21 protein-coding genes and 1 riboswitch are annotated in these 24,256 nt (G+C 52.3%); of the genes, 4 read left to right on the top strand and 17 right to left on the bottom strand.

Features of this window, described 5'->3' with window-relative positions:
• Positions 1-23 precede the first annotated feature (23 nt).
• The 9 genes from ACAN54_RS17570 to ACAN54_RS17530 all read right to left on the bottom strand — a co-directional run bounded on the left by ACAN54_RS17570 (position 24) and on the right by ACAN54_RS17530 (position 10,444).
• Positions 24-2,075: an S-layer homology domain-containing protein gene (locus ACAN54_RS17570; RefSeq protein ID WP_379157918.1), complete on the bottom strand. Its 2,052-nt coding sequence runs from the start codon at positions 2,073-2,075 to the stop codon at positions 24-26.
• 51 nt (positions 2,076-2,126) lie between these two features.
• Positions 2,127-2,219: riboswitch (cyclic di-GMP riboswitch) on the bottom strand.
• Positions 2,220-2,455: 236 nt separating this feature from the next.
• Positions 2,456-2,692, bottom strand: coding sequence for a DUF6953 family protein (locus tag ACAN54_RS17565; protein ID WP_379157915.1), 237 nt, complete (start codon positions 2,690-2,692; stop codon positions 2,456-2,458).
• A gap of 190 nt (positions 2,693-2,882) precedes the next feature.
• Positions 2,883-3,926, bottom strand: a complete 1,044-nt coding sequence (locus ACAN54_RS17560; protein ID WP_379157912.1) for an ABC transporter ATP-binding protein — start codon at positions 3,924-3,926, stop codon at positions 2,883-2,885.
• Between the two features lie 41 nt (positions 3,927-3,967).
• Positions 3,968-4,768, bottom strand: coding sequence for an ABC transporter permease (locus ACAN54_RS17555; RefSeq protein ID WP_379157909.1), 801 nt, complete (start codon positions 4,766-4,768; stop codon positions 3,968-3,970).
• On the bottom strand, positions 4,765-5,688 hold the full coding sequence (locus tag ACAN54_RS17550) for an ABC transporter permease (protein WP_379157906.1): 924 nt from the start codon (positions 5,686-5,688) through the stop codon (positions 4,765-4,767). Before ACAN54_RS17550 ends, ACAN54_RS17555 begins: the two co-directional genes overlap by 4 nt.
• 87 nt (positions 5,689-5,775) lie before the next feature.
• Positions 5,776-6,888, bottom strand: coding sequence for an ABC transporter substrate-binding protein (locus tag ACAN54_RS17545; RefSeq protein WP_379157904.1), 1,113 nt, complete (start codon positions 6,886-6,888; stop codon positions 5,776-5,778).
• A 183-nt stretch (positions 6,889-7,071) separates the two neighbouring features.
• Positions 7,072-8,193 (bottom strand): TolB family protein, encoded by a 1,122-nt coding sequence (locus ACAN54_RS17540; protein WP_379157901.1) that lies wholly within the window; start codon positions 8,191-8,193, stop codon positions 7,072-7,074.
• Positions 8,194-8,285: 92 nt separating this feature from the next.
• Positions 8,286-9,752 (bottom strand): sensor histidine kinase, encoded by a 1,467-nt coding sequence (locus ACAN54_RS17535; RefSeq protein WP_379157898.1) that lies wholly within the window; start codon positions 9,750-9,752, stop codon positions 8,286-8,288.
• Positions 9,749-10,444 (bottom strand): response regulator transcription factor, encoded by a 696-nt coding sequence (locus ACAN54_RS17530; protein WP_379157895.1) that lies wholly within the window; start codon positions 10,442-10,444, stop codon positions 9,749-9,751. Before ACAN54_RS17530 ends, ACAN54_RS17535 begins: the two co-directional genes overlap by 4 nt.
• Before the next feature lie 312 nt (positions 10,445-10,756).
• Here ACAN54_RS17530 and ACAN54_RS17525 point away from each other — a divergent pair, with 312 nt between their 5' ends.
• Positions 10,757-11,146 (top strand): hypothetical protein, encoded by a 390-nt coding sequence (locus tag ACAN54_RS17525; RefSeq protein ID WP_379157892.1) that lies wholly within the window; start codon positions 10,757-10,759, stop codon positions 11,144-11,146.
• 377 nt (positions 11,147-11,523) lie between these two features.
• Complete coding sequence (locus tag ACAN54_RS17520; protein WP_379158734.1) at positions 11,524-12,861, top strand: transcriptional regulator; 1,338 nt, start codon at positions 11,524-11,526, stop codon at positions 12,859-12,861.
• Between the two features lie 271 nt (positions 12,862-13,132).
• Here the strand turns inward: ACAN54_RS17520 and ACAN54_RS17515 are convergent, their stop codons facing one another.
• Positions 13,133-14,182: an AI-2E family transporter gene (locus ACAN54_RS17515; RefSeq protein ID WP_379157889.1), complete on the bottom strand. Its 1,050-nt coding sequence runs from the start codon at positions 14,180-14,182 to the stop codon at positions 13,133-13,135.
• A gap of 163 nt (positions 14,183-14,345) precedes the next feature.
• On the opposite strand from ACAN54_RS17515, the gene ACAN54_RS17510 reads away from it, so the two are divergent.
• A complete protein-coding gene (locus tag ACAN54_RS17510) occupies positions 14,346-15,185 on the top strand; it encodes an SDR family oxidoreductase (RefSeq protein ID WP_379157886.1) in 840 nt (279 codons plus the stop codon).
• A gap of 23 nt (positions 15,186-15,208) precedes the next feature.
• On the opposite strand, the gene ACAN54_RS17505 is transcribed toward ACAN54_RS17510, so the two are convergent.
• The 7 genes from ACAN54_RS17505 to ACAN54_RS17475 form a co-directional block, all read right to left on the bottom strand.
• Positions 15,209-16,045, bottom strand: a complete 837-nt coding sequence (locus ACAN54_RS17505; RefSeq protein ID WP_379157883.1) for an MBL fold metallo-hydrolase — start codon at positions 16,043-16,045, stop codon at positions 15,209-15,211.
• 247 nt (positions 16,046-16,292) lie between these two features.
• Positions 16,293-16,730: a hypothetical protein gene (locus ACAN54_RS17500; protein WP_379157880.1), complete on the bottom strand. Its 438-nt coding sequence runs from the start codon at positions 16,728-16,730 to the stop codon at positions 16,293-16,295.
• Between the two features lie 39 nt (positions 16,731-16,769).
• Positions 16,770-17,699 (bottom strand): ABC transporter ATP-binding protein, encoded by a 930-nt coding sequence (locus tag ACAN54_RS17495; protein ID WP_379157877.1) that lies wholly within the window; start codon positions 17,697-17,699, stop codon positions 16,770-16,772.
• Complete coding sequence (locus ACAN54_RS17490; RefSeq protein ID WP_379157874.1) at positions 17,671-18,687, bottom strand: ABC transporter ATP-binding protein; 1,017 nt, start codon at positions 18,685-18,687, stop codon at positions 17,671-17,673. Before ACAN54_RS17490 ends, ACAN54_RS17495 begins: the two co-directional genes overlap by 29 nt.
• A gap of 16 nt (positions 18,688-18,703) precedes the next feature.
• The gene (locus ACAN54_RS17485; protein ID WP_379157871.1) at positions 18,704-19,549 is read right to left on the bottom strand and encodes an ABC transporter permease; all 846 of its coding nucleotides are present in this window, start codon (positions 19,547-19,549) and stop codon (positions 18,704-18,706) included.
• A gap of 4 nt (positions 19,550-19,553) precedes the next feature.
• Positions 19,554-20,504 carry an ABC transporter permease gene (locus ACAN54_RS17480; protein ID WP_379157868.1) on the bottom strand — a complete coding sequence of 317 codons (951 nt, stop codon included), beginning with the start codon at positions 20,502-20,504 and terminating at the stop codon, positions 19,554-19,556.
• 83 nt (positions 20,505-20,587) lie between these two features.
• The gene (locus tag ACAN54_RS17475; protein ID WP_379157865.1) at positions 20,588-22,204 is read right to left on the bottom strand and encodes an ABC transporter substrate-binding protein; all 1,617 of its coding nucleotides are present in this window, start codon (positions 22,202-22,204) and stop codon (positions 20,588-20,590) included.
• Between the two features lie 225 nt (positions 22,205-22,429).
• Between ACAN54_RS17475 and ACAN54_RS17470 the strand changes: the two genes are divergently transcribed.
• The gene (locus ACAN54_RS17470) at positions 22,430-24,196 is read left to right on the top strand and encodes a glycosyltransferase family 2 protein (protein WP_379157862.1); all 1,767 of its coding nucleotides are present in this window, start codon (positions 22,430-22,432) and stop codon (positions 24,194-24,196) included.
• Positions 24,197-24,256: the final 60 nt, after the last annotated feature.

The following is a 24,256-nucleotide window of genomic DNA, read 5'->3' as shown; positions in this document are numbered from 1 at the left end:
ACTGATCTCCTATCCGTTATAAGTTATAGTAATTTCAGCTCGGCCAGCAGCTTGTACATTATGACTGCCGCTTCGGCTCTCGTAGATGAATCCTTAGGCTTCAATAGCTGTCCACTTCCTTGCACCAGCTTCTTCCCGACCGCAGCAGCTACGGATTCCCGTGCCCATGCGCTAATACTGCCATTGTCCTTGAATCCGGAGAGTCCAGCCTCACGCTTATCCGAATCCGCAGCAGAAGCCAAGCCCTCTGTAGTACTGTCAATCGCCCGCATCAGCATCACCATCATCTGTTCACGGGTCAGCGGATCATTGCCATGAAAAAGTCCGGCTTCTCCGGTTACGATTCCAGCCTTAGCTGCCGCTTCCACATACGGATAGGACCAGTTCGCTGCTGATACATCACGGAAGGTCGCTGTATCCGGCTGCACCGGCTGTAATTGAAGTGCTGCTGCAAGCAGCTTGGTGAATTCAGCCCGGGTCAGGATGCCTTTTGGCGCATACACGGTTCCATTCATTCCATTTACAATTCCTCTGGCTGCCAGGACTTCTACGGCTTGCTGTGCCCAGTGGCCTGACAGATCTATGAACCCAATATCTCGCAGCATGACCGCATACAGTCCAGAGGCTGTAATCTTGGCCTGCACATATCCTTGCTCTGCCGCAGTTACGCCGCCAATATAGCTCCAGCTTCCCTTTGCCGGATCGTAGCTGTAGATTCCAAGCTTCTCATGCCCCGTCACCCAAGGCTCTTCGTTCGGATATCTTACCGCCAGCTTTGCCGGGATGTGGAATGGGCTACTGGCTTGCACCTGCCAGACGGAACCTGCTTTCTGCAGTTTTTTGCCTCCCGCGTCGAGCAGTACCTTCGTATCCAGCTCTGCTTGAGCCAAGCTTACCGTGGTAGGATCCTGGAACGTTCCTGCTGAAATCTCCAGCCTCGCCCACCCTTCCAATACAGACAAGGTACCCCCAGTACTGCCGATTACCTGACTATCCTTGGCTCCGGTGACTACCGGGGTCTTCGCTCCCGTAGCCGAACCCGTACCGTTGTTAGGCGTTATTCCCGGATCCGGAGTGGTTGACCCTTTTTGCAAATCAATCGATCCTATATAGTTATCACTCTTGCTGTACAGCAGCTTATCGCCGCTTATGCCGATCAGCTTAGCCCCTGTCTCTATCGCCGGCAGCCGTTCTACCGCATAGGTTGAGAGGTTTACTTGATGAAGTGTAGCCATACCGTTCATGTCTTCCTGAAAAACAGCCTGCCTCTCACCTATGGACATAAAGGCATAATCTGCTCCTCCGGGTTTCATCTCCGTGAGATCCACAGGCTGAGACGTCAGATCGTTGATATTCAGCAGCACTACCTTGTTCCCGGAAGCACTGTTCTTTTGCTTGAAGAGCACATAATTTCCGTTAAAAACAAACCAGTCCACGTAGTTCGCTCCGCCCAGACTAACAAGTGCACGCGTAACTCCACTGCTTAAATCCAGCAGGCTAAGGCCCCCGTCACGGGCATTCTTATACACCACATTTCCATCAGCCAGTACAGGGAAGCGTCCCTCACCTAAGTCGGCTTCAAGGCCCGTAGCCAGGTCATGATAGATCATGCTGCCGTAATTGTTGCGCTCGTACCAGACCACACCGACACCATCCGTAGTCGGATTCCCATAGGGGCCGGACTGCTTGTTAAGCTTGGTACGGGTACCTGTTGCAAGATCCGCAGCGTAGATATCCCAGTTCAATGAGGATTCCGGCTCCGTTCCCTTGTCCGCCCATACGGCAGTGTTGCCGCCCACAGAAGGCGCATCCTTGGCAGATGAACCGGTCGTAAGCACTTTACTTGTTCCGCTGGCTTGACTTAGCACGTGCACCTGTTTGACCCCGTTCGCATCTGCTTCCAGCCACACAATCCGGTCACCGGATACACTGTAGTCCGTTCTGCCCGGGTCTGTCCCGGCTGCCGAAGCCAGCTTCGTGCCAAGTCCCCCGCTTAACAGGCCGCCAAGCATGCATACCACCGCCACTGCGGCCACCATGTGCCGCGACAACTTCATTTCCCTTGCAAACCTCATTCACTTCTCTCCCCCAGCGCTATTTATAGGCACGCCAAAAAACCAAGTGCCTTGAGCGGCCCGGCTGCCCTAACATCCTTCCCGGATGAAGTAGGCCCGTGGCTTTGCGTCTCCGACTTTCGTACGGGTTTGCCTTTGTTCTAAACTCGGTTTTCTGTCCCTTTATCCTTATGTATTTGTGACTTTAGATGTATAGGACTCTATCATTATCGGAATTTATTCCTGTGAAATTAATATATTCTATACTTTACTTATTTAGGGATATAGATATAGAAAAAACCACATGGGGAGTAGCACCCGCATGTGGTTCATGTCAGCTCCTATTACTTCTTCTAAGGACCGTGGTGTCCTTGTTAAAGAGATATGCCGCTTCAGCTATATCAGGTCCAGGCCCACAGGAATCCGTCACGGTCCCAGGCAATTCTTCCGCCATGCAGCTTGCGGAAGGCCTTCTTCACATCCTTGGACAACGAGGCATTCCCATTCTCATTCACAAACACAAACTGCTCGCCAAAATTGGCCTTCACATATTCAATCGCGGCGGTCTGGTGCAGGGTTCCCGTAAAACGGATCTCCTTAACCATCCATTCCGCTACCTCTTGCGCGGTTGGTTCCATCAGGTACTGCTCCTTCCTGTACATCCCTCTATTATGCCTTCCCATTGTACCATGAATAGAGCCCGCCGCGAGGGGTGGGACTGAAGGGTTCTGTACAGGAGGCATCCCGTGTTGTTGCCTCTATAGACAGAAGGTCCAAGCAAGGGTACATCAGTGGGACAATCTGCATCTGGAGCAGCGATTAGCCCTGCTATGCCCCCTCCTGTTCCAGATGCAGCAACTGGGAAGGATCCAGCAAAAGAGTCACATGATCCCCTTCCCGGACCCGCAGCCAGCGGCCGTCATTCAGCAGGTCTACGGTCAGACGGATACCCTCGGCCACGACAGTGGCGCGGATAATATTGCCCAGAACCGACACCGCCTGCACGTGTCCGCGTACATCGGACATACCGTCCGCATCATCCTGAATTGCCTCACCCTCCGGAAGCAGAATGACAGCCTCGGGGCGGATCGCAAAACGGTCGGAACGGCTGTCAATTCTGCGGAACAGCGCGAGTGCCTCCGCCCGGCTGAGTACGTTATAGCTGCCAATGAACCGGGCAGCGAATTCTGTGCGGGGCGCCTTGTACAGCTGCTCCGGGGAGCCTTCCTGCACCATGCGACCCTGGTTCATGATGCAGATCCGGTCCGAGAGAATCAGCGCTTCCTCCTGGTCGTGGGTGACGAACAGCGTCGTCATCCCGAGCCGCCGCTGAATATCGCGGATTTCCGCCCGCAGATTCTTGCGGATTTTGGCGTCGAGCGCGCTGAGCGGTTCGTCCAGCAGCAGCAGCCTCGGCTGGACGGCCAGCGAGCGGGCGAGCGCTACCCGCTGCTGCTGTCCGCCGGACAGCGCCTGCGGATAGACATCCCGCTTGTCTTCGAGATCGACCAGCGCCAGCAGCTCTTCGCACCGGCTACGCCGCGCCGCCGGAGCAACACCGCGCATGCGCATGCCATATTCGACATTCTGGCTGACGGTCAGATTGGGGAACAGCGCATAGGATTGGAACACCATGCCCACGTCCCTGCTGCGCGGTGGCAGCTTCGTCAGCTCCTTGTCCGCGAGCTGAATACTGCCGCTGTCCAGCTCGGTCAGCCCTGCGATGCAGCGCAGGAGCGTACTTTTGCCGCATCCCGAAGGACCTAGTAGCGTGACCAGCTCCCCCTCAGCAATGTTCAGATCCACGCCGGCCAATACTGGCGAATCGCCAAAGCTTTTACGGACTCCCTGCAGCTTCAAAAAATCGTTCATTCCCCGATCCCTCCTTATTGTGGGCCTTCAGCCGCTAGGTCTTATTTCACCTGGCTTTTAATCTTCATTCCAAGCTTCATCAGCACGGCCGACAGCAGCAGAATAAACACAAAATAGGAAATGGCTATCGCGCTGGCCAGATGTCCGCTTTCACCCACACGCTGGTACAAATAGACCTGGATCGTCTGGATATGACCGCCCACCAGCATATTGGTCAACACGAACTCCCCAAACAGCACGGAGAAGGACAGCAGCGCAGAGACCATGACTCCAGGCCAGATATTCGGCAGAATCACATTCACAAAAGCCTTACGTCTACTGGCCCCAAGTAGCTCGGCAGCATTCAGCAGCTCTACGGCGGACACGCTCAGCAGACTGTTGCGGATGCCCTGATACATATACGGCAGGATGACCACGAAATAAGCCCCTACCAGCAAATAAGCGGTACCTGAAATGTCGAACGGGCCGGAGGAATAGGTGCGAATCAGCCCCACAGCTGCCACGACTCCCGGCACGGCGTAAGGCAGCACAACAATCCCCTTCATGAAGCTTTCCCAACGCGGAAAATAAACCGTAATGACAAAAACTGCCGGTAGCATCACGGCAAGGCTGAGCAGAACGCTGATGATGCACAAATACAGCGAAGTCCACAGTGCCTTCAGAAAACGGATATCCTGAAACATGTCACCGAACCAGTTCATTGTCCAGCTCCGGGGTAGCAGCGTATTCTGCCAATCCTGGGCAAAAGCGTACACCCCCGTCGCCAGCAGCGGCAACAGCAAGTAGACCATGAGCAGGAACATGAAGGTGCGCGGGGCAAAGCCCGCCTTACGGGTATTCATTGTCCCGCCTCCTCACCGACTACAGGCCAGCGCCGTTTGGATAATCCGCTGCTGCGCTCCCGCCGCGCGGTGCTTTTGCCGCTGAATCCTTCCATCCGACGCACCATCCGCTGATTGAGGAACACAGCCAGCAGCGTGCTTAGTGCCAGCAGAACCGCGAGTGTGCTGCCCATCTCCGGCTGGGTCACCACATCGCCGGCGACCAAAGAGCCGATGCGGACAGCGAGCAGATTGTAGTTCCCGCCAACCAGCGCATAGGCCGTGGCATACGCCCCCATTGCATTGGCGAAGAGAATGCCAAGTGTGCCGAAGATCGCTGGAGACAATACCGGAAGACCGACCGTTTTCCAAAATTGCCAGGGCCCTGCCCCGAGCAGGGCTGCCGCCTCTTTCCACTGCTCACGGATGCCATAGAACGCCGGGTACAGCAGCAATAAGGCCAGCGGAATCTGGAAATAGACGTACACCAGAATCAGACCGGACCAGCTGTACAGGTTAAATCCGTCAAATACGCTCCAGCCCCACTGCTTGAACAGCAGCGTGAACACACCGTTGTTGCCCAGCAGAATAATGTAGGCAAAAGCCAGCGGAACCCCGGCAAAGTTCGAGGTCATATTGGACAGCATCAGCAGCCGGTCCCGTACCGCAGGCGCAAAGCGGGTAATACAGTATGCACATAGAAGCCCTGCACCCGCCCCGATCAGGCTGGAGAGGACGGAGATCAGCAGGCTGTTCTTGATTGCCTGCATATAGTAGGCGCTGCTCAGCGCATGTCTGTAGTTACCCAGGGTGAAGCCTGCTCCGTCCGCGCTGCGGAAGCTGCCCGACAGCATGGAGAAGACGGGCACCACCTGAAATGCCAGCACCATCAGCACAAACGGAGCCAGGGCCAGTATCAGGCCGCGTTGTCTCTGTCTCATCCTGCACGCTCCTCTCGTTAAGAATAAGCAAACGGGCGCCTTAGGCATACAAGCTCAGGCGCCCCCGGTTTTTTTATGATGAAACGGTTAGTTCAAATGCACAAGCACGCGTTCCTGCCACAGCTGCGGCAGGCTCTTCGCAGTTTCTTCCCACACTTTGTAGTCGCCAACCGGCTTCACATTCGTATATTCCTCTTGAGGCAGCAGCTTCGCAGCAACATCTTCCGGCAGCTTCACGCTATCGCGGATCGGACGGGCATAGCCTTTGGCCAGATTGATCTGCCCTTCGTCGCTGAGAATATACTCACGCGTCAGCTTGGCCGCATTGGGATGCGGAGCCCATTTGTTGATGACCGTCGCATAGCCGCTTACTACACTGCCTTCCTTCGGAATAGCAACGTTGAAGCCGTTCTTGTCGATCTGATCCTTATAGTTCAGCGCATTGAAATCCCACAGCAGCGTCACTTCCACTTCACCCTTCTCGATGTTGGCAAGGGAAGCTTCAGCATTGGAAAGCCGCCCTTTTTTCGCTAAGTCCTCGAAGAAGGCAATGCCCGGTTCAATGTTCGACTCATCTCCGCCAAAAGCAATCGCTGCAGCAAGCACAGCCATTTGTGCCTGGGCTGCTTTGGTCACATCGCCCACGATGATTTTATAGTTGCCGTTCTTCAGGTCCTCCCAGCTTTGGGGCGGATCCGCTACCAGCTTCGTATTGGTCAGAAAAGCGATACTACCTTGATAACCCACAACCCAGTTGCCGTCCTTATCCTTGGCCCAATCCGGGATTTCGTCCCAGTGAGAAGTTTTATAAGGCTGGGTTACCCCTTTATCTGCTGCAACCGGACCGAAGGCGATGCCCACGTCGCCAATATCGGCTGTCGGTTTATCCTTTTCAGCTTCGAACTTGGCGATCTCCTCCGCACTCGACATATCTGTATCGGTATGTGTAATTTCATACTTGGCCGTAATATCATTCCAGGTATCCTTCCAGTTGGCCCACGAATCCGGCATGCCTACACTGACTACAGCGCCTTCCTTGGTAGCTTCAGCTTCGATTTCACTTAAGCTAAGCTCTTTGGCTCCGGCATTGCCGTTTCCTTCATCTGCTTTGGCTTCCGAGTTGGCACAAGCGGCAAGTAACAGGACGAGCAAGGACAACAGCAGACCCATGGATAAAAGTGCCTCGAATCTTTTCTTCATGATTTCCCTATCACTCCTATTTCTGATTTGCGGGCTCCCTCTCTGATCCAAGCTTATTCGTTGCCCAACTGAAGTATAGGTGGGCACTATTCGCCAGACATTAAGCTGAATAACAGCATTTGTAAAAAAACAGAAGTGCAATGCAAAAAGAGCCGTGCGCTAACACGACTCTCCATAGAAGATTTAAGACAGTCTTACAACATACGTAATGAACTGGTACGCATTATCCCTCAGGACCGCCACGGATGCCAGCAGTTTCTTGCCCGAAGAACTCCAGCGCAGCTGGTCAGCCACCTCAATGTCATTCAGCACAGGCGTCTGCTCTCCAGTCTCCACCTCGGTGATGAACAGACCATCCTGGTCATCCGCCGCACTTGCGGCAGTGGTTGCATAAGCCAGCTTGCTGCCGTCCGGCGACCAGCTGGTTCCGAAGATCTGCTGGGCTGCGGCAAGCCGGGTCTGCTCGCTGCCTTCACTGTCGCAGAGCAGCAGCACCATCTCCCCAGGCTTTGTCCGCTCGACAATAGCCAGTCTGCTCCCGTCCGGTGACGGGACGGCCCACATTACATTCTTTTTCAGCACCTTAGTTTGCCTGGTTTCTGTATCATAGGCACTCAGCTGGCTGTCTTCACCTGTGACGTAGAGAATACGGCTGCCCGTCTGAATCACCTCATGGACAAAAGGTATCCCCGTCTTCAGCACTATCTCCTGCTTGCCGTCCACGCCTGCTTTTATAATATTGCCCTCCATATCCGGGTAAAGCACATGCTCGTTGTCGGCCCAAGCCCCTTCCTCACTCCGAAACTCCGCATCGCCCGCCTTTACCGAAATACCCGTAGCCAGATTCATAATGTAGCCGAGGCCGGTAGCGTCATAGAGTTCTTTGTAAAAAAGCTGGCTTTTGTCCGGAGACAGCTGTGCCGCGCCATAATTCTTCTCACCCTCCTGCAGCGGCGTTTCTGCACCTGAAGAGAGCGTACGGAGATAGAGATTATGCGGATACCGTTCCTGGCCTTCCACCGTCTGCGGAGGAAGACTGCGGTTTTCATGGTCCACCACTATCGCCTCTTCACTGGCAAAATCCGTCCCGCGAATCCCCTCCATCTTATCAATGCCCGCAAGCTTCAGCTTGGTGTAGACCGATTCGCTGGTGTTGTCCATGACCGTGATTTTTTGGCCGGATTTCTCTACGGTCTGACGTGTTTCAGTATTCTCCCTGCTGCAGGCAGCCATGGATAGAAAAACAGCACTGTACAGCAGAATCTGCAGGGCTTTGCCTGGCCTGAAGTGCTTTCGCGGATTCATAGTGGTTCCCCCTTGATTGTGTTGCTCCCAGCATACCGGATGATTATTTCCAAACCGCTCACCAAATGTTTCCAAGTTGTAACTTAATGTCTTCAAGTCATGACGGGAAAAGACAACTCGAACGACGTACCCTCCCCGTCCGGCTCCAGCAAGGTAATCGTTCCGTTCTGCTTCTCTACCAGATTACGGACCAGGGACAAACCTAGTCCTGTCCCGCCCGACTGTCTGGAGCGGTCACGGTTAACCGTATAGAAAGGCTCGAAGATCTTATCTCTGGCCTCCGCCGGGATCCCGATCCCGGAATCCCTGACCGTGATCCAGACCCTGTGGTCCCGGACCCTGCTATGAAGATGAACCGTCCCTTGCGGGACATTATATTTGATCGCATTATCCAGCAGATTGATAAAAATATGCATGAAGCTTTCCTTATCGATCCAGATAGATGCCGGTTCTACGTCCAGCGTGAGGGTGAGCCCATACCGCTCTGCTTTGCCTTTCATACGGCTGCAAATATCCTGCAGTGCATCTGCTACCTCCAGCAGCTCCGCCTGGGATTCAAAATCATATTTCTCCAGCGCCGTCAGCTGCAGCACCTTCTCTACCATTTCATAGAGCCGCTGGGTCTCCTTAGCAATACTGAGCTTAGCATCCGACAGCAGCTTGGGATCATCGTCGTACATATTTAGGAGGTCAACATAGGCCTTGATCGAGGTCAGCGGCGTCTTGAATTCGTGACTGATATTGCCGATGTACTGCTTCTGCTGCTGCTCCAGCGCCTGCAGCTTCTGCACGGCAAGCTGCAGCTTGCGCTGCTCCTCATCCTTCGCGGCAATGCTGCTGTCAATCTCCCGGCTCATGAAATAAATGCCCTCCGCCAGCTCACCCAGCTCGTCTGCGCGCTTAACTGGAGGAGCGGAGATGTACTCGCCGCGGCGGATGGATTCCGCCGCCTTCTTCAGCCGGCCGATGGCCGCGGCAGCCTTGTTGAAATACAGATAACCGCCAATAAAGCTTAAGGCTAGAACCACGGCACCTGTAGTTAGAAAAAGATTCAGTAGGGTCTGCCGGAAGCTTCGGGCTTCCTGCAGCGGATACTCCAGCCGGATCACTCCCATCTGTTGATCCGGCCCCTGAAGCGGCGCTAGATAGAGCATGGTATCGCCTGTGCTCTGGTAGGCGATTTTGTTCTGCAGCGCATAGGCTATTGCTGTTGCAGGTTTCTGCTCGACCGCCGGGTCTCCCCCCTGCCGGGATGTCCCTACCTGCTGCCCCTCTGCATCGTACAGTGTCACCTGCAATCCGGTGAACCCGGCCAGCTCTGCAGCCAGCGCTTTTCCCCGCTGCTGCATGAATGCCTGCGGGGCTAGCCGCGTGCCGGTATAATAGGTCTGTTTGACGCGCAAATTCACCGTTTTGACATGCTGGGCAAGTACGCTCTCGATCTGCGCCTGCTGGTTACGCCCGACGCCTTGCAGTACGAAATAGCTCAGGATACTGATCGACAGAATCAGCAGCACCGCCAGAAACAGGCTGAACTTCAGCTTGATGCTGATCCTCATGCGAAGCTCCCCGCCGGGACCGCTTTATAGCCAACCCCATAGACGGTTTGCAGAATATTCTGATACGGCTCACCCAGTTTTTTGCGCAGCCGCTGGATATGAATATCCACTGTGCGTGTACCACCGGCGTAGTCCATCTCCCAGACCTGCTCCAGAAGTTCTTCACGCATATAGACCCGCTGCGGATGGGAGAGCAGCAGGTGCAGAAGATCGAACTCCTTCGGTGTTAGCTCCAGAAGTTCCTCCCCAAGCTGGGCGGTTCTCCGGTCTGCCTGAACCCGAAGCGCACCATATTCGATCAGCTCACTTCGGACCTCGGCCGTATTCTTCTCCAGCCTACGCAGCAGCGCCTTCACCCGGGCGAGCAGTTCCCGGATCTCAAACGGCTTGGTCATATAATCATCCGCACCCAGCTCCAGGCCGACGATTTTATCGACAATATCATTTTTGACGGTGAGCAGGATAATCCCGATGTCATCCCGGTCCTCCAGCTTGCGGCATACATCATACCCGTTCAGCTTCGGCATCATCACATCAAGCACCATCACGTTCGGATGGAAAATCCGCGCTTTGGTGAGCGCCTCTTCGCCATCTCCGGCGGTATCCACCTCATAGCCTTCACGCCTCAGCGCATAGGCAATCGCATTCACAATACCCGGCTCGTCATCGACTACCAGCACTTTTTGGTTCATTTAAGGTTCACCTCTCTCCTTTACGGTTATTTATTTCATGGCCCGGCCTGGCTCATTCGTAACCTTGCCCTTGATTTTCACCTATCTCACTGACGGACAGCATGCAGAAAAGTTACCATTTACTAAAATACGATGACCCGCATGATAATACGAAGTATCCTTCAAAGGTTCATTCTTTAGGTTATCTTAAAGAAGAGTTAAGCTTAACCTCAGCTTTGCCGGCTACAATGAAATTAAGCATAAAAGTATCCAAGCCGACAAAACTAATAACCCCATGCCGATATAATATAGCTTGAAAAGAGGATAATTTATATGAATATAAAACGAGTGATGATTGTCGGGAGTATGATTGTGGCTATCTCATTTAGTGGAACCACCTGGGGCAAGCCTGTCGCAAGTGCGAGTCCTGTCGCCAAATGGTCCGTCACCAATGTAGCCGAGAAGGACGATTTGTTGGAGGCGCTGAACCAATCTTCGGATGAGGAGTTGTATGACGCGTTGTATGACGGCAAGTCGCTCAAGGATATCGCTGCCGAGAATGGCGGGAATATTGGAAGCATCATTAACTTGCAGGTGAAGCAGCTTACACAGCAGCTCGATCAGCGCCTCGCCAGCGGCAGCATTACCCCGCAGCAATATGCCGCGCAAAAAGCCGAATTACAAGAGATCGTGACGCAAAGTGTAATGACTTCATTCGGCTGACAAAGGTACATACTCTCTATATAGTCTGAAGAAACAGGCAGTCTCCTAAGCAGTATTTTTCTGCGGAGAGAGCCTGTTTTTTATTTTGTGCGCAGATGTGCCATTGAATCCCTGTCCGCTCTTTAAATAGAACGAAAGCCACCTTATCTAGAGTAGAAATCCCCCTACTCTTACATCCAAGACTAGTGCTGGTTCTTGCTGTACCCCATGTTCACGACTTCTACTAATCTACTCTATTGACCATTGGAATATTATCACATATTATTGCAATAATAAAAAATTAATCCTAAATAACGGCATTTAGTCAGGTGGTGTTTCCATTGGAGTCTACAACCACGATTCGCGATCAATTAGCGGCTTATCTAGCTCAGCAAGGCATGTCCATTAATCAATTTGCTCTCCAATCCAGAATTAATTCCGGGACACTCAGTCGTGTGATTAGCAACAGGCAGCCGATTGCCATGAATCATCTGGAGCGGATCACACAGGGGATGGGGCTGCAGGAGGATTATTTCTTTAGTCTATATGTGGATGAATGTTTTCTTCACTCGGCACCGACCTGGCGGCGGTTACGCCCATTTCTGATACGTTCTGCGGAGCTCGGCCGCCTTGATTGCATTGAGCAAGTGGTTCTGAATCTGCTCGACAATCTGATCTATGCTCCCATGCTATTTGAAGTGGCTGAAGGACTGTATCAGCAGGGGCAATGGCAAGCTGCGGCGTTACTCTACAAGAATGTGAGTGCCAGTGAGAAATATCAGAACTCGGAGCGGCTGGCGGTATGCCAGTACCGGCTATTTAGAATTGCTCTAGGGGACGATCAGAGCATTAATTTGCGGGAGGCAATCCTCTTTGAATGTTACATAGATCGGTTGGATGAGGCTGAACAATTAGATGGAATAATAGATCTGCTGCATGTCTACTATTCCTTACAGCATTGGCCTAAAGTGGAGGAACTCGCACAGAAAATGCTCCGGCTGGCCACACTACGTTATAATCTACAGCACCATTCGAGTCGTAAACAGGTCAACGGCAAAATGCCTCAAAGACCGCTGTATCTGTATATTCTGAACGCCCATCTCTTCCTATCAAGTATTTACATGGAATATGGAGACTATAAATCTGCTCTAGAGCGTGTGCCACTCTATATGGATGGAAGCTGGATACAAGAGGATAATGAAGAAGTTCAAAAGACTTTAACCCAGTTTCGGGAGTGGGGGACGGCGAACATCTATTTGTACCGCGTACTGGACGGACAGATGGATGTTCTGGCTGATTATGTGGAATATATCTCAACGCAACCGGACGAGATATTTACGGCAGTGTACCATATCATCAAATCGGCTAACCGGTACGAGTGGAATGTAGATCACATTCTGGAGCGCTTCTCTGCCCACATCCCATACCGTTCCTACAGATCGGAATTTGGTGAATACAATCAGCAGATTATGGCAGACAAACACGCCAGGTTTCTTGCTGAGCTGGCGGCTTATTACTTACATAATCAACGAAATGAAGGAATTAACTTCATACTGCAAAGTTTGGAATCATCTGCTAGAATTAACAACGAGAGCATAGCAATCACTTGTGTCGACCTGTTTGAACAATATCGGTACGCAGCAGGAGAAGACCAAATGGAGAGATACAAACTTCTGATCAGAGAGGTGCGGAATTCAAATGCCAAGAAAATTTATCAAGCTTCTAGTTTTATGTAGTTTAGTCGCTGTAGCTGTCATTGTTCTCCCTGCAGGAAACACTGTAACCGTGGCAGATAGTACTCCATCGTTGATCCAGCCTATGTCACATGGTATTGGCGGTAGTTGAGTCTCTTCCCCCCCAAAAGTCCGCTGACTAACCAAGCGACGCTCCCGATTAATTTCGGGAGCGTTTTTTATTTTCCTTATCAAAAAAAAGCAACATTCCCCCTGCGGTCAGCAGAAATGTCACTTTTGTTGTATACCGGTTGATTTTGGATCCAGGTAAGGCTTATACCTTAGGTTTATCCCGGGTAACCTCCAGAATATCAAGGAAGAAGACGAAAATAGGAATCCCGAGGATCAGCCCCCATACGCCGATATAATGCTCGGAGAACAGCAGCACAATGAAGGTGTAGAACATGGGCAGGTTCATTTTGGAAGACATCAGCTTCGGATTCAGGAAGTAGCCTTCCATGAAATGCAGCACGGCAATCAGTCCCAGCACATACAGCGTCATTACGAGACCACCGATATTGTAGCCGATGATACACAAGGGGATGAGTGAAATCACAAACCCAACCACCGGAATTAAACTTAACAGGAAGATCATGATCGCCAGGGCGAAAAGGTACGGGAACGGCTCAAAAAAGAAACCCATGATCCATAAGCCCACCACAGTGAACAGGGTATTGAAAAGAGCAATGAGAATTTGCGCTTCAATGACCTTGCCGAACGATGAGATGAATTTCTTGCCGAAGTATTCCAGTTCCACATAGAACCAGGATATCTTGCTGTCTCTCAGGCGGGAGGTGAAATTGACAATACGGTTCTTCTCAAGAATGAAGACAAAGCTCAGAATAGTTGCTAATACGAAGGTGGTTCCCCAGTTGCTGATTTTGAGCACATATCCAATGCCATGGGTCATATAGGATTCATAATTCAAATCCTTCAATTGATTGAACAGATACTGTGTAATTTCATTCTGCGGGAGATCTTCAGAGGTTAGAGTGGTTAGAAAATCGGTCAACTGCTTAATCTGCGTGTATACCTTGGGCAGGTATTTGACGAGCGTTAAGACGATCATCGTGATTAGAGCGAGGTATAATATAACAATAATAACCTTGCTGTTCACCTTGACGAATTTGCCAATCCGCTTCGACAGCAGTACCTGAAAGCTATTCATTACATAAGCAATCAAAAACGTCAGAAGCACCAAATTGAGCATATCCCGGATACTGTACAGCAGCAGTGCAATCAGCGCCAGAATCAAAAAGCGCCGGACTGTTAAATTCGCATAATAACGCTTAAATACATCCATCGTTCCTCTGTTCCTCTCCATTCACTTGCAATTAGTCCTTACTATATAGTCTACAGTACCGAAATCACTTATAGCAACTGAACACCCCTTCAAATATGCGAAAACACAAACTTTATGTCGGATTATCGGAGGCAGTCTGCCGTATGCTATAATATATGGAAAAAAGCTGGAGGCTGAATCCTTTATGGGTAAAATTATCTGCATCACCGGTGCATCATCCGGAATAGGGCTGTCTTCTGCTCTGAAATTCGCGAGCGAGGGCTGGACCGTCTATGCGGGAACCCGCAACCTGGAACGGGATCAGGAGCGTTACAGCCAAGTGGCCGATCTGAAATTTGTAGAGATGGAAGTCACTGAGCCTGACAGCATCCAGGGGGTAATGGATCAGATTGAGCAGGAGCAAGGCCGCCTTGATGTGCTGTTCTGCAACGCTGGCTTCGGCTACCTCAGGGCGCTTGGACAAGCACCGATAGAAGATATTCACCGCGTATTCGACACCAATGTCTATGGAGTCATGCATACGATCCGTGCGGCGCTTCCCCTGCTGCGCAAGACCGGATACGGGCATATTGTCGCGACCTCCAGCGTGGGCGGGCTGGTGGGCCAGCCGATGAACGAGATCTACTGTGCCAGCAAGTTCGCCCTGGAAGGCTTGCTGGAAAGTATGGCTACCTATTACAAACCACAGTTCAACATTGACATCTCCTTGCTGGAGCCCGGTGCGATCGCTACGGAGTTCAACAAAACTGTACTTGGGCATGTAGCCAAAACCGGCGGCATTCTGGAAGACGAATATAAGCCGATTCTGGATGCCTACACCGGGACGTTCCTCCAGCGCAATGTAGAACCCCAGACGGCGGACTCTGTAGCCGAAGTCATGTGGGACTTGGTGCACATGGAGCCCAAGCCGCTCCGAATCCGCACTTCGGAACGGGCGGAAGAATTCGTCGCCCGCAAAGTAAGCACAGATCCTACCGGCCTGGAGGGCGTGCTAAGCACCCGCCGGATCCAGCTCAATATGTAAGGTCCTTCGGATGAACCGGCGGTTCAGGCGGTTCCAGTGATTCCGGCCAGCTCCCGCTCCATCAGCTCCTGATTGCTGCGGTGAAATTTGCGCATATTGCGGGGGAAGGTGCAGCCTGCAATGAGCCGATCCACTCCCCCCTGATCTCCGGCAGCTACAGCTGCCCGCAGGCTACGGATATAGCCCAGTCCGGCTAACCTGCGGCACTCAATGTCCAGCAGACTATCCGCTGCCTCCCCATGTCCGGGGATCAGCAGCGGAACAGGATGCCTGGTTATGATCTGTTCCATCTTGGAGAGTGTAGCTTCGTAGGCAGTACTGCTGTCATAGATATAAGGAAACTCCACATCAGACAAATAATCCCCGGCTATAAGCAATTGAGATCCATTAACCACCGTGAACAGGCCGTCATTAGTATGACCCGGTGCAGTATACCCCGTTAACTGCAGCTCCCCGAATGCCATCGTCTGCCCCTCCTGCTCCATAATATGATTCACAACCGGATAAATAATCTCATACGGTCTTTTGAGATAGTAATTATCGTCAAAAGCCCGGATCTCCTCCAGAATCGTTTCCCGCTCTTCCCAGCTTTTCTCCGCAAAAGCTCTGCTTGCGATAACCTCAGCCTCGGGGAAGGCACCATACCCGATAATATGATCAAAATCGGAATGCGTGAACAGTAACAGCAACCTTCTTCTGCCAAGGATACCGCTGACATACTGACGGATCTCCTCCACCTCCCGCGGCAGCCAGCAGGGGTCAACGACCAGTACAGCATCGGCACTCTCTACCACCAGCGAGTTCGTCTCATAAAGATCACTCTGGAACAAGGTGATCTCTCCGCGCTTCCACTTCAGCATTTGGTCTCCTCCTTAACAATGAACTGCTGATCCTGACAAGAGCCATAGGTTTCTTATCATACGTCCATTGTACAGTGTGCGTTTCAGATGCTTAACTGACTAACACAGGAGTAGCACAACCCAGATTGCTTCACCTTACCGAAGCACAGCAACTATGCTATGACACACTAAGACTATGTACACCTTCCCCTACGTACAGCTGCCCCGCTGGCACATGGTCAGCGGGGCAGTTAATTTTCATATTCTACTATCTCTGGATCGGTTCAATCCGGTAGACTCCGGTACCCGAAGGCCCGTCTGTAATCCGCCAGCCGAAAGAGAGCGCGGTTTCCAATCTGTTTTTCTCAGCTTCGGTCAAAGCCACTTCCGCCGCTTCCTTGCCTTCCTCCAGCTCCAGCTTGGCCTGCTTGCCAAGAGCAACGGAAATCCAGCTGCGTATGCCGCGAATGGTATTATATTTGATCTGGTAGCTGCCGGTTACCGCCTGCCGGAATTCCTCCGGCTGCTCATCTGCCAGAGTGGTCAGCCGGGCATAATCAAATTCATATTCACTCTTATCCACCGGCAAATCGCCCGCCTCTACTCTGCGCAGCAGCTCCTCATCGGACCAGCCGAAGGATCGCAGTGATTCCAGCAGCAGGGCATCCCATTGCGACAGCTTTACCTTTATATTGGTCTCTGTCATCTCATCGCCTCCCGTTATCATTGTAGATTAGTGCTGGACTCAGTCAAGAGCCACATAGTGGCCCGGACTTACTTCGCGTAATATTGCCTGTGCCGCTGCTTTCTCTTCTCCAGAGTAACCTTCCAGCCTGATTCTCTGGCTACCCTTACGCGGGTCTGTCTCCAGAATGGAAGACATCAGTGCCTTAGTATAGGGATGGAGCGGGTTGTCATACAATTCATCACTATCCGCTACCTCAACCAGCCGTCCGCCGTACATGACGCCGATGCGGTCTGAAATATGCCGGACCATCGACAGGTCATGGGCAATGAACAGATAGGTCAGACCGAACTCGGACTGCAGATCCTCCAGCATATTGACGACCTGGGCCTGCACAGAAACGTCCAGCGCCGAAATCGGCTCGTCGCAGACAACAAATTCAGGCCGGACCGACAACGCCCGTGCAATAGAGATGCGCTGCCGCTGTCCGCCGCTGAACTCATGGGGAAAGCGGTACAGATGCTCCCGCTTGAGCCCTACCCGTTCTAGAAGTCCCGCAACTGCTTCTTTGCGCTCCCCACCCTGATAAATTCCATGAATCTTCATCGGCTCACTGATCAGCTCGAGCACATTCAGGCTCGGATTCAGTGAGGAATACGGGTCCTGAAAGATCGACTGAATACGGCGGCGGAAAGGCTTAAGCCCCTTCTCTCCCAGCTTGCCAAGCGGCTGTCCATCAAAGAACACCTCACCACCGGTATAATCGTACAGCCGGAGCAGACAGCGTCCCACTGTGGACTTGCCGCTGCCCGATTCGCCCACCAGCCCGAAAGTTTCCCCCTGGCGGATCTGAAAACTCACGCCATCGACAGCCTTTAGCACAGCTGTATCGCGCCCGCGCATATCCTTACCTTTAGAGAAGTGCTTGTGAAGATTATTCACATCCACTAATACTTTACTCTCACTCAACGGAATTCCTCCCCTCGGCATAAGCTGCCATCTGACCCTGCGTATCCTTCGCCAGCCAGCACATTGAGCGGTGACCCGCAGCGAGTTCTACTGTAGGCGGACGTTCGCTGCAGCGGGCAAAAGCATGAGGGCAGCGCTCCATGAACGGGCAGCCCGGAGGTGGGTCGAGCAAATCCGGCGGTGTGCCTTCAATCGGAATCAGACGCTCGCGTGAACCACCTCCGCGCTTCGGAATCGAGCGCAGCAGCCCCTCTGTGTACGGATGCTGGGGACGGTAAAAGATATCCTCTACCGTCCCTTCCTCCATAATCAACCCGCCATACATCACAATCACGCGGGTGCAGACCTGTGCAACCACACCCAGATCATGCGTAATCAGTGCAATGGCCGTATCAGAATTTTCTTTGAGCTCCTTGAATAGATCCAGAATCTGCGCTTGTATCGTCACATCCAGCGCTGTTGTCGGCTCATCGGCAATCAGCAGCTCGGGCTGACAGGACAGCGCCATGGCGATCATCACCCGCTGCCGCATTCCGCCGCTGAATTCATGCGGATACTGCTTCAGCCGCTGCTCCGGATTCTGGATGCCGACCTGGAGCAGCATTCTGGCTGCTTCAGCATACGCTTCTTCTTTATTCAGTCCACGGTGCCTGCGGATGACCTCCGTCAGTTGCTGGCCGATTTTTTTCACCGGATTCAGGGAGGTCATCGGGTCTTGAAAGACCATCGCGATCCGGTTCCCCCGCAGACTCCGCCATTCTTTCTCTGAAAGTCTGCTCAGACGCTCGCCGCGAAACTCGATATTTCCGGCCGTTATGCGGCCCGGAGGAGCGATCAGTGACATAATCGCTTTGGCCGTGACACTTTTGCCGCTGCCGGATTCCCCGACAATCCCTACCGTTTCACCAGCATCTATATGAAAGCTGACCCCCCGGACGGCCTGATTCTCCCCATCCCGGGTAGCGAACGAAACCTGTAAATCTTCAACAGACAGCAGCCGTGTCGTCATGATGTCTTCACTCTCCCTATCTCCGCATCAGCTTCGGTTCAAAGCCGACACGCAAAATATCACCCAGCACATTAAAGCTCAGTACAGTCAGCAGGATCAAAAGACCCGGAAACAGCGCGAGATAAGGCGCCTGGGCAATATATCCCTGTGCGCTGTTCAGCATGCTGCCCCAGGTTGCATTCGGCGGCTGTACCCCAAAGCCGAGAAAGCTCAGCGACGATTCCATCATAATCGCCGAAGCGATATTGTTCGTCGCACCTACGATAATAACCGGCACCAGACCAGGAAGAATATGACGCCAGATAATACCTGAGGCACTCTGACCTGAAGCTTTGGCATAGAGCACATATTCACGTTCCTTGATCGTCATCGTCTCCGCCCGGACAACCCGCGCCACGTTCATCCACATCAAGAGGGCAATAATAATGATAATGTTGCCGACACTTGGCTTCAAATACACGCTGAGCAGCAGCAGAATCAGAAAGGACGGGATCGACATGATTACATCCAGCAGCCGCATCAGCAGATTATCCAGCCAGCCGCCAAAGTAGCCGCTGATTACACCTATGGTGGCCCCGATGCCGGTTGCCACAATCATCGAAGCGAAACCGACCAAGAGAGAGATGCGCCCGCCGTATAGCGCTCTCGCCAGATAATCGCGGCCATAGTCGTCCGTCCCGAACCAATGGCCGGCACCCGGTGGCGTAAGCCTAGCCATGGCGTCCATAGCATTGGGGTCATAGCCAGACAGAAAGGCAAATACTGCCCCAAGCGTGAACACAATCAGAATCAGCAAAGCGGCGACACCCAGACCGTTCGCAAACAGTTCGTCCTTTATATTTTTCCATTTACTGCGATTCATGAGGTCACCCCTTTAGTTGGATTCGTGGGTCCACGAAGCTGTAGAGTATATCTGCCACCAGATTGCCAAAGATCAGCATCAGGGAGGAGAACAGGGTAATCCCCATGATTACCGGATAATCCATTCCCTTAACTGCTGTCATGCCCAGCGAGCCAATACCTGGCCAGGAAAAAACCGTTTCCGTCACGATGGCACCCGCCACCAGATCGCCCATAGACATCCCGAGCAGCGTAATCACCGGCAGCAGCACATGCTTCATGACATGACGGAACAATATCGTCGACTTCTTCGAGCCGAAGGCATACTGAATCTGCACATACTCCTCCTTCAGCTGTCCAATGGTGCTTGAGCGGATATAACGCACATAACCGGCAAGAAAACCAAAGGCCAGCACGGAGCAGGGCAAAATCCCATGTTTGAGCACATCCGCCGCGGATTCCACCCCAATGGTGCGCATGCCCATGCTCGGAAGCAGGTGCAGCTTGATCGCGAACAGGTACATCAGCAGAATGGCCAGCCAGAATAATGGAATGGAGATGCCGATATAGGAAACGAAGTTAATCACCTTGTCGGCCCAGCGGTTCCGGTTCGCTCCGGCAATTAGGCCAAGCGGAATCGAGAGCAGTACAGCCAGCGCAATCGCGCTGCCCATCAGACCGGCCGTTGCCGGCAGGCGCTCCAGAATCTGCCCAAGTACGGGCTGGTGATTAATCAGGGAATACCCGAAGTTCCCCTGCACCATTTCTTTGATCCAGATGAAATATTGAATATAGGCCGGTTTGTCCAGTCCCAGGTTATGACGGATACGCTCAATGTCATCTGCATGCATGTTGGGCGTAACAAAAGACAGCACCGGATCTCCCGGAGCCAGCTTGATCATGGTAAAGCACACGACCGATACAAAGAACAGCATCGGCAGTGTTTGCAGTAATCTTCTTACGATGAGTTGTCTCATACGCAGCTTCTCCCGCTCCCCACCGGCAAAAAAATAAGCTGGGCGGCCCAGCTTATTTTTTCCCGCACTTATTTTCTCCGTGCTTATTTCTGATAGATCTTGGACAGGTCTTCGAAAATAACAACAGGCTTCAGTACTGCTTCTTCAAGACCACCGTAGTTTTTGGATATAGCAACAACAGTTTTGGTATAAGCGATTGGATAGATCGGCGCATCCTCGGCGACGAGCTCTTGCGCTTTTTTGTAAATATCCGCACGTTTGGCTGTATCAGCTTCGCCTGCACCATCATTCAGCAGCTTGTCGACTTCCGGATTCGCATAATGCGAATAGTTCGAAGACGCTCCAGAGGTGAACAGAATGCGGTAAGCATCCGGATCATAGCCCATAATATAACCGGTCAGGGCCAGCTCGAAATCGGTAGACTTCAGGTCGATGAACTTCTGCACCCAGGCAGAGGAATCCATATTCTGCAGTTCAACTTCCACACCGACGGCCTTCAGCTTCTGCTGCACATACAGCGAGATAGCTTCCTGCGCTTTGTTGCCGCTCTGTACGATGAATCTCAGCTTCAGATTGCTTACTCCTGCTGCTTGAAGCATCTCCTTAGCCTTCGCTGTATCGTTATCGAAAGTAGGTACATCATTGGTGAAGTACAGCGCGTCCGGAGTCAGGAAAGACTTAGCAGGATCGGCATATTCACTTGAAGTGTAGGCTGTATGGATAATCTCATCACGACTGAGCGCGAGTGACAGGGCTTGACGGACTTCTTTCTTCGCCAGGGCGCCGGTATCGCTGTTCGCATTGAACATCAGATACGACAAGCGTCCTTCGGCGTAAGGCAGGATTTCAAAATTATTGGTCGCCTGAATCGTGCTTACATCCTTCGGATCCAGGTACTGTACATTAATCTCGCCATTCTGCAGGGCCAGGTTCGCAGCATTCGCATCCTTGGCAATCCGGTAGGTGACCGAATCCAGGTGCGGCTTGCCGCCGAAATAGTTGTCGAACCGTTCCAGCGTCAGATATTCGCCTGCCTTGTATTCTTTGAACTTGAAAGGACCGGAGCCTACTGGAGCAGCATTTTTGGTGCTCTTCTCAATGTCTGTTTCATTCTCAAAAATATGCTTTGGAATAGGAGTTACCTGTACGAGTGTAGCTTCAAACGCCGGGCTGACCTGAGGCAGCTTGAATTCCACAGTCAAATCATCCACTTTCGTGACAGTGATCGGCTTGTCATTAATCAGGAAGTTGGCCCGCAGAAAGCTGTTCTGCTTCTCATCCAGAATCTTCTCAATAGTGAACACCACGTCATCGGCTGTAAGCTTCTCCCCGTCATGCCAGGTAAGTCCGCTCTTCAGCTTCAGGGTATAGGTTAAATTATCGGCAGAAGGTGTCAGGCTATCCGCAAGATAAAAGGTTTTCTCACCGTTGTTGACTTGGAACAGCGGCGCATACAGCGCCTGGTCGATCGTCAGGCTGACACGGTCGCCCGCATAGTTTGGATTAAGCACTACCGGATCGGAAGCTACTCCGATAATCAGGTTCCCTCCATCTTTCGGCCCTTCGCCCGCAGCAGGCTGCTGAGATTCCGCAGGTGTCCCGCTTGCTGCCGGTGATGCGGCGTTGTTGCCCCCGGAGCACGCACTAATCAAAAAAGTTAACAATATTATAGCTACAACCCCAGATAATCCTTTGCGCATATCTTTCTCTCCTCCATGGTCTGTGAGCATGCCCACTCTTTATTTTCAGAATTATACATCGGAATACTAGGAATTACAATGGATTTGAATTTACATAAATGTAGCATGAATGGAAAATACACTACTAGCTGCCTCCCCCGTAAAAAATGAGGGTTAATCCAGTAATCCTGCAAATATATTAAATACATATAATCCATACATCTATCGATACTGGAGTGGACAATGATGAGTGAGAGCAAAATGCGGGTACTGCTTGGCAGCCCGGTTCACCAAAAGCCCCATATTCTGCAGGAATTCCTGAATTCACTACAGCGCTTGCGGCGGGTTAATATCGAGCTGGATTTCTATCTGATCGACGACAATGAGGACAGGGCGTCCAGCCGCCTGCTTGAAGCCTTTGCAGCTAGCGAGAATGAAGTATTCCTGCAAGCCTCCGGCTGTCATGATGCCTATATCCGAAATGAAACAACCCATTACTGGAACTTCAGCCTCGTCTGGAAGGTGGCGGGCTTCAAGAACCTGATGATCCGGCGGGCTGAAGCCTTCGGTTATGATTATCTGTTTCTGGTCGATTCCGATCTGATTCTGCACCCGGACACCCTGCTGCAACTAATCCGGGCAGACAGGGACATTATTTCCGAGATCTTCTGGACGCAGTGGCATCCAAGCACTCCGCAGCAGCCACAGGTCTGGATGCATGATGAATATAACCAATGGGAAGGTGAGCCGGGCGAGCAGCCCAGCCAGGAAGAAATCAGCCGCAGATTTCATCTGTTTCTGGCCAAGCTGCAGCAGCCTGGCATCTATGAGGTTGGCGGACTGGGCGCCTGCACCCTGATCAGCCGTAAGGCAATTGCTGCAGGCGCCAGTTTTGACAGAGTACGCAATATCTCCTACTGGGGCGAGGACCGCCACTTCTGTATCCGTGCTGCCGCCCTGGACATTCCACTCTATGTGGATACTTGCTATCCCGCACTGCACGTGTACAGAGACAGCGACCTTGATAAGGTGGCAGATTTCATCCGGCGTAGCACGGTGGTGCCGAAGATGTTTACTTTTACAAGTAGGGATAGTAACGAAGTTGAAGCTCCAGCCGGGACGCAAGCGGTGAATACTGCCGGGGCTGAATCGTCTGCCCAGTCCGCCGGCCAGGACAGCGACAAGCTTTGGACGGAGTCGGAGGCTTTGCAGCGGCTGCGCAAGGAGCCGTTGCCGGCAGAGGAAACAGACAGCGGCAAGGCCGCCCGTGCGGCGGCTGAATTTGCTGCATCTTTTGAAAGACGGGCTGGGCTGGACAGACCCAAGCTGACCCTGACCATGGTGGTCAAGAACGAAGGCCGGCGCTTTCTGCGGCAGGCACTGCAGTCGCACCGCTTGTACATTGACGAGGCAGTCATTATCGACGACGGAAGCACCGATGATACGGCTGACATCTGCCGGGAGGTTCTTCAGGGGATTCCGCTTCACCTAGTGTGTAACAGCATCTCCAAGTTCAATAATGAATCCGCACTGCGCAAGCAGCAGTGGGACGAGGTTGTGAAGACCGAACCCGAATGGATACTCAGTCTGGATGCGGATGAGATTTTTGAAGAGCGGTTTGCAGAGGACATCGACAGCCTGCTGCGCGAGGACAGCTGCGATTTGTTCTGCTTTCGACCATATGATTTCTGGGATGACCAGCATTACCGGGAAGATAAGTATTGGCGCTCCCATCTCAGCTACCGGCCCTTTCTGCTCCGCTACCGCAAGGATTTCAGCTATGCGTGGAATGACCTTCCCCAGCAATGCGACCGGCTGCCGGAGAATGTTTTTGAGCTTCCTCATCTACTAAGCAATCTGCGGCTGAAACACCTGGGCTGGTCCAGGGCAGAATTCCGGCTGGAGAAATATCAGCGCTATATGCTGCTAGATCCCGACGGCCAGTACGGCTGGAAAGAGCAGTACCTATCTATTCTTGACCCGCATCCACATCTGGTTCCTTGGATAGAGTGAGCGGTGGTATAATGAACCTCATGCGGTTAGAACCCTAACCGGCGAACCTTAACCCCAGGA

This window comes from Paenibacillus diazotrophicus, assembly GCF_042610465.1.
Note: the sequence above shows the minus strand (reverse complement) of the source record. Positions and strands in the feature narration are given on the sequence as shown.

Excerpts from the sequence above, each read along its gene's own strand:
- ACAN54_RS17525 (WP_379157892.1), top strand. The coding sequence starts at position 10,757 with ATGAATATAAAACGAGTGATGATTGTCGGGAGTATGATTGTGGCTATC.
- ACAN54_RS17545 (WP_379157904.1), bottom strand. The coding sequence starts at position 6,888 with ATGAAGAAAAGATTCGAGGCACTTTTATCCATGGGTCTGCTGTTGTCC.
- ACAN54_RS17475 (WP_379157865.1), bottom strand. The coding sequence starts at position 22,204 with ATGCGCAAAGGATTATCTGGGGTTGTAGCTATAATATTGTTAACTTTT.
- ACAN54_RS17485 (WP_379157871.1), bottom strand. The coding sequence starts at position 19,549 with ATGAATCGCAGTAAATGGAAAAATATAAAGGACGAACTGTTTGCGAAC.
- ACAN54_RS17490 (WP_379157874.1), bottom strand. The coding sequence starts at position 18,687 with ATGACGACACGGCTGCTGTCTGTTGAAGATTTACAGGTTTCGTTCGCT.
- ACAN54_RS17515 (WP_379157889.1), bottom strand. The coding sequence starts at position 14,182 with ATGGAGAGGAACAGAGGAACGATGGATGTATTTAAGCGTTATTATGCG.
- ACAN54_RS17555 (WP_379157909.1), bottom strand. The coding sequence starts at position 4,768 with ATGAATACCCGTAAGGCGGGCTTTGCCCCGCGCACCTTCATGTTCCTG.
- ACAN54_RS17535 (WP_379157898.1), bottom strand. The coding sequence starts at position 9,752 with ATGAGGATCAGCATCAAGCTGAAGTTCAGCCTGTTTCTGGCGGTGCTG.
- ACAN54_RS17560 (WP_379157912.1), bottom strand. The coding sequence starts at position 3,926 with ATGAACGATTTTTTGAAGCTGCAGGGAGTCCGTAAAAGCTTTGGCGAT.
- ACAN54_RS17530 (WP_379157895.1), bottom strand. The coding sequence starts at position 10,444 with ATGAACCAAAAAGTGCTGGTAGTCGATGACGAGCCGGGTATTGTGAAT.
- ACAN54_RS17470 (WP_379157862.1), top strand. The coding sequence starts at position 22,430 with ATGAGTGAGAGCAAAATGCGGGTACTGCTTGGCAGCCCGGTTCACCAA.
- ACAN54_RS17550 (WP_379157906.1), bottom strand. The coding sequence starts at position 5,688 with ATGAGACAGAGACAACGCGGCCTGATACTGGCCCTGGCTCCGTTTGTG.
- ACAN54_RS17540 (WP_379157901.1), bottom strand. The coding sequence starts at position 8,193 with ATGAATCCGCGAAAGCACTTCAGGCCAGGCAAAGCCCTGCAGATTCTG.
- ACAN54_RS17505 (WP_379157883.1), bottom strand. The coding sequence starts at position 16,045 with ATGCTGAAGTGGAAGCGCGGAGAGATCACCTTGTTCCAGAGTGATCTT.
- ACAN54_RS17520 (WP_379158734.1), top strand. The coding sequence starts at position 11,524 with ATGTCCATTAATCAATTTGCTCTCCAATCCAGAATTAATTCCGGGACA.
- ACAN54_RS17565 (WP_379157915.1), bottom strand. The coding sequence starts at position 2,692 with ATGGAACCAACCGCGCAAGAGGTAGCGGAATGGATGGTTAAGGAGATC.
- ACAN54_RS17500 (WP_379157880.1), bottom strand. The coding sequence starts at position 16,730 with ATGACAGAGACCAATATAAAGGTAAAGCTGTCGCAATGGGATGCCCTG.
- ACAN54_RS17495 (WP_379157877.1), bottom strand. The coding sequence starts at position 17,699 with ATGCCGAGGGGAGGAATTCCGTTGAGTGAGAGTAAAGTATTAGTGGAT.
- ACAN54_RS17510 (WP_379157886.1), top strand. The coding sequence starts at position 14,346 with ATGGGTAAAATTATCTGCATCACCGGTGCATCATCCGGAATAGGGCTG.
- ACAN54_RS17480 (WP_379157868.1), bottom strand. The coding sequence starts at position 20,504 with ATGAGACAACTCATCGTAAGAAGATTACTGCAAACACTGCCGATGCTG.
- ACAN54_RS17570 (WP_379157918.1), bottom strand. The coding sequence starts at position 2,075 with ATGAGGTTTGCAAGGGAAATGAAGTTGTCGCGGCACATGGTGGCCGCA.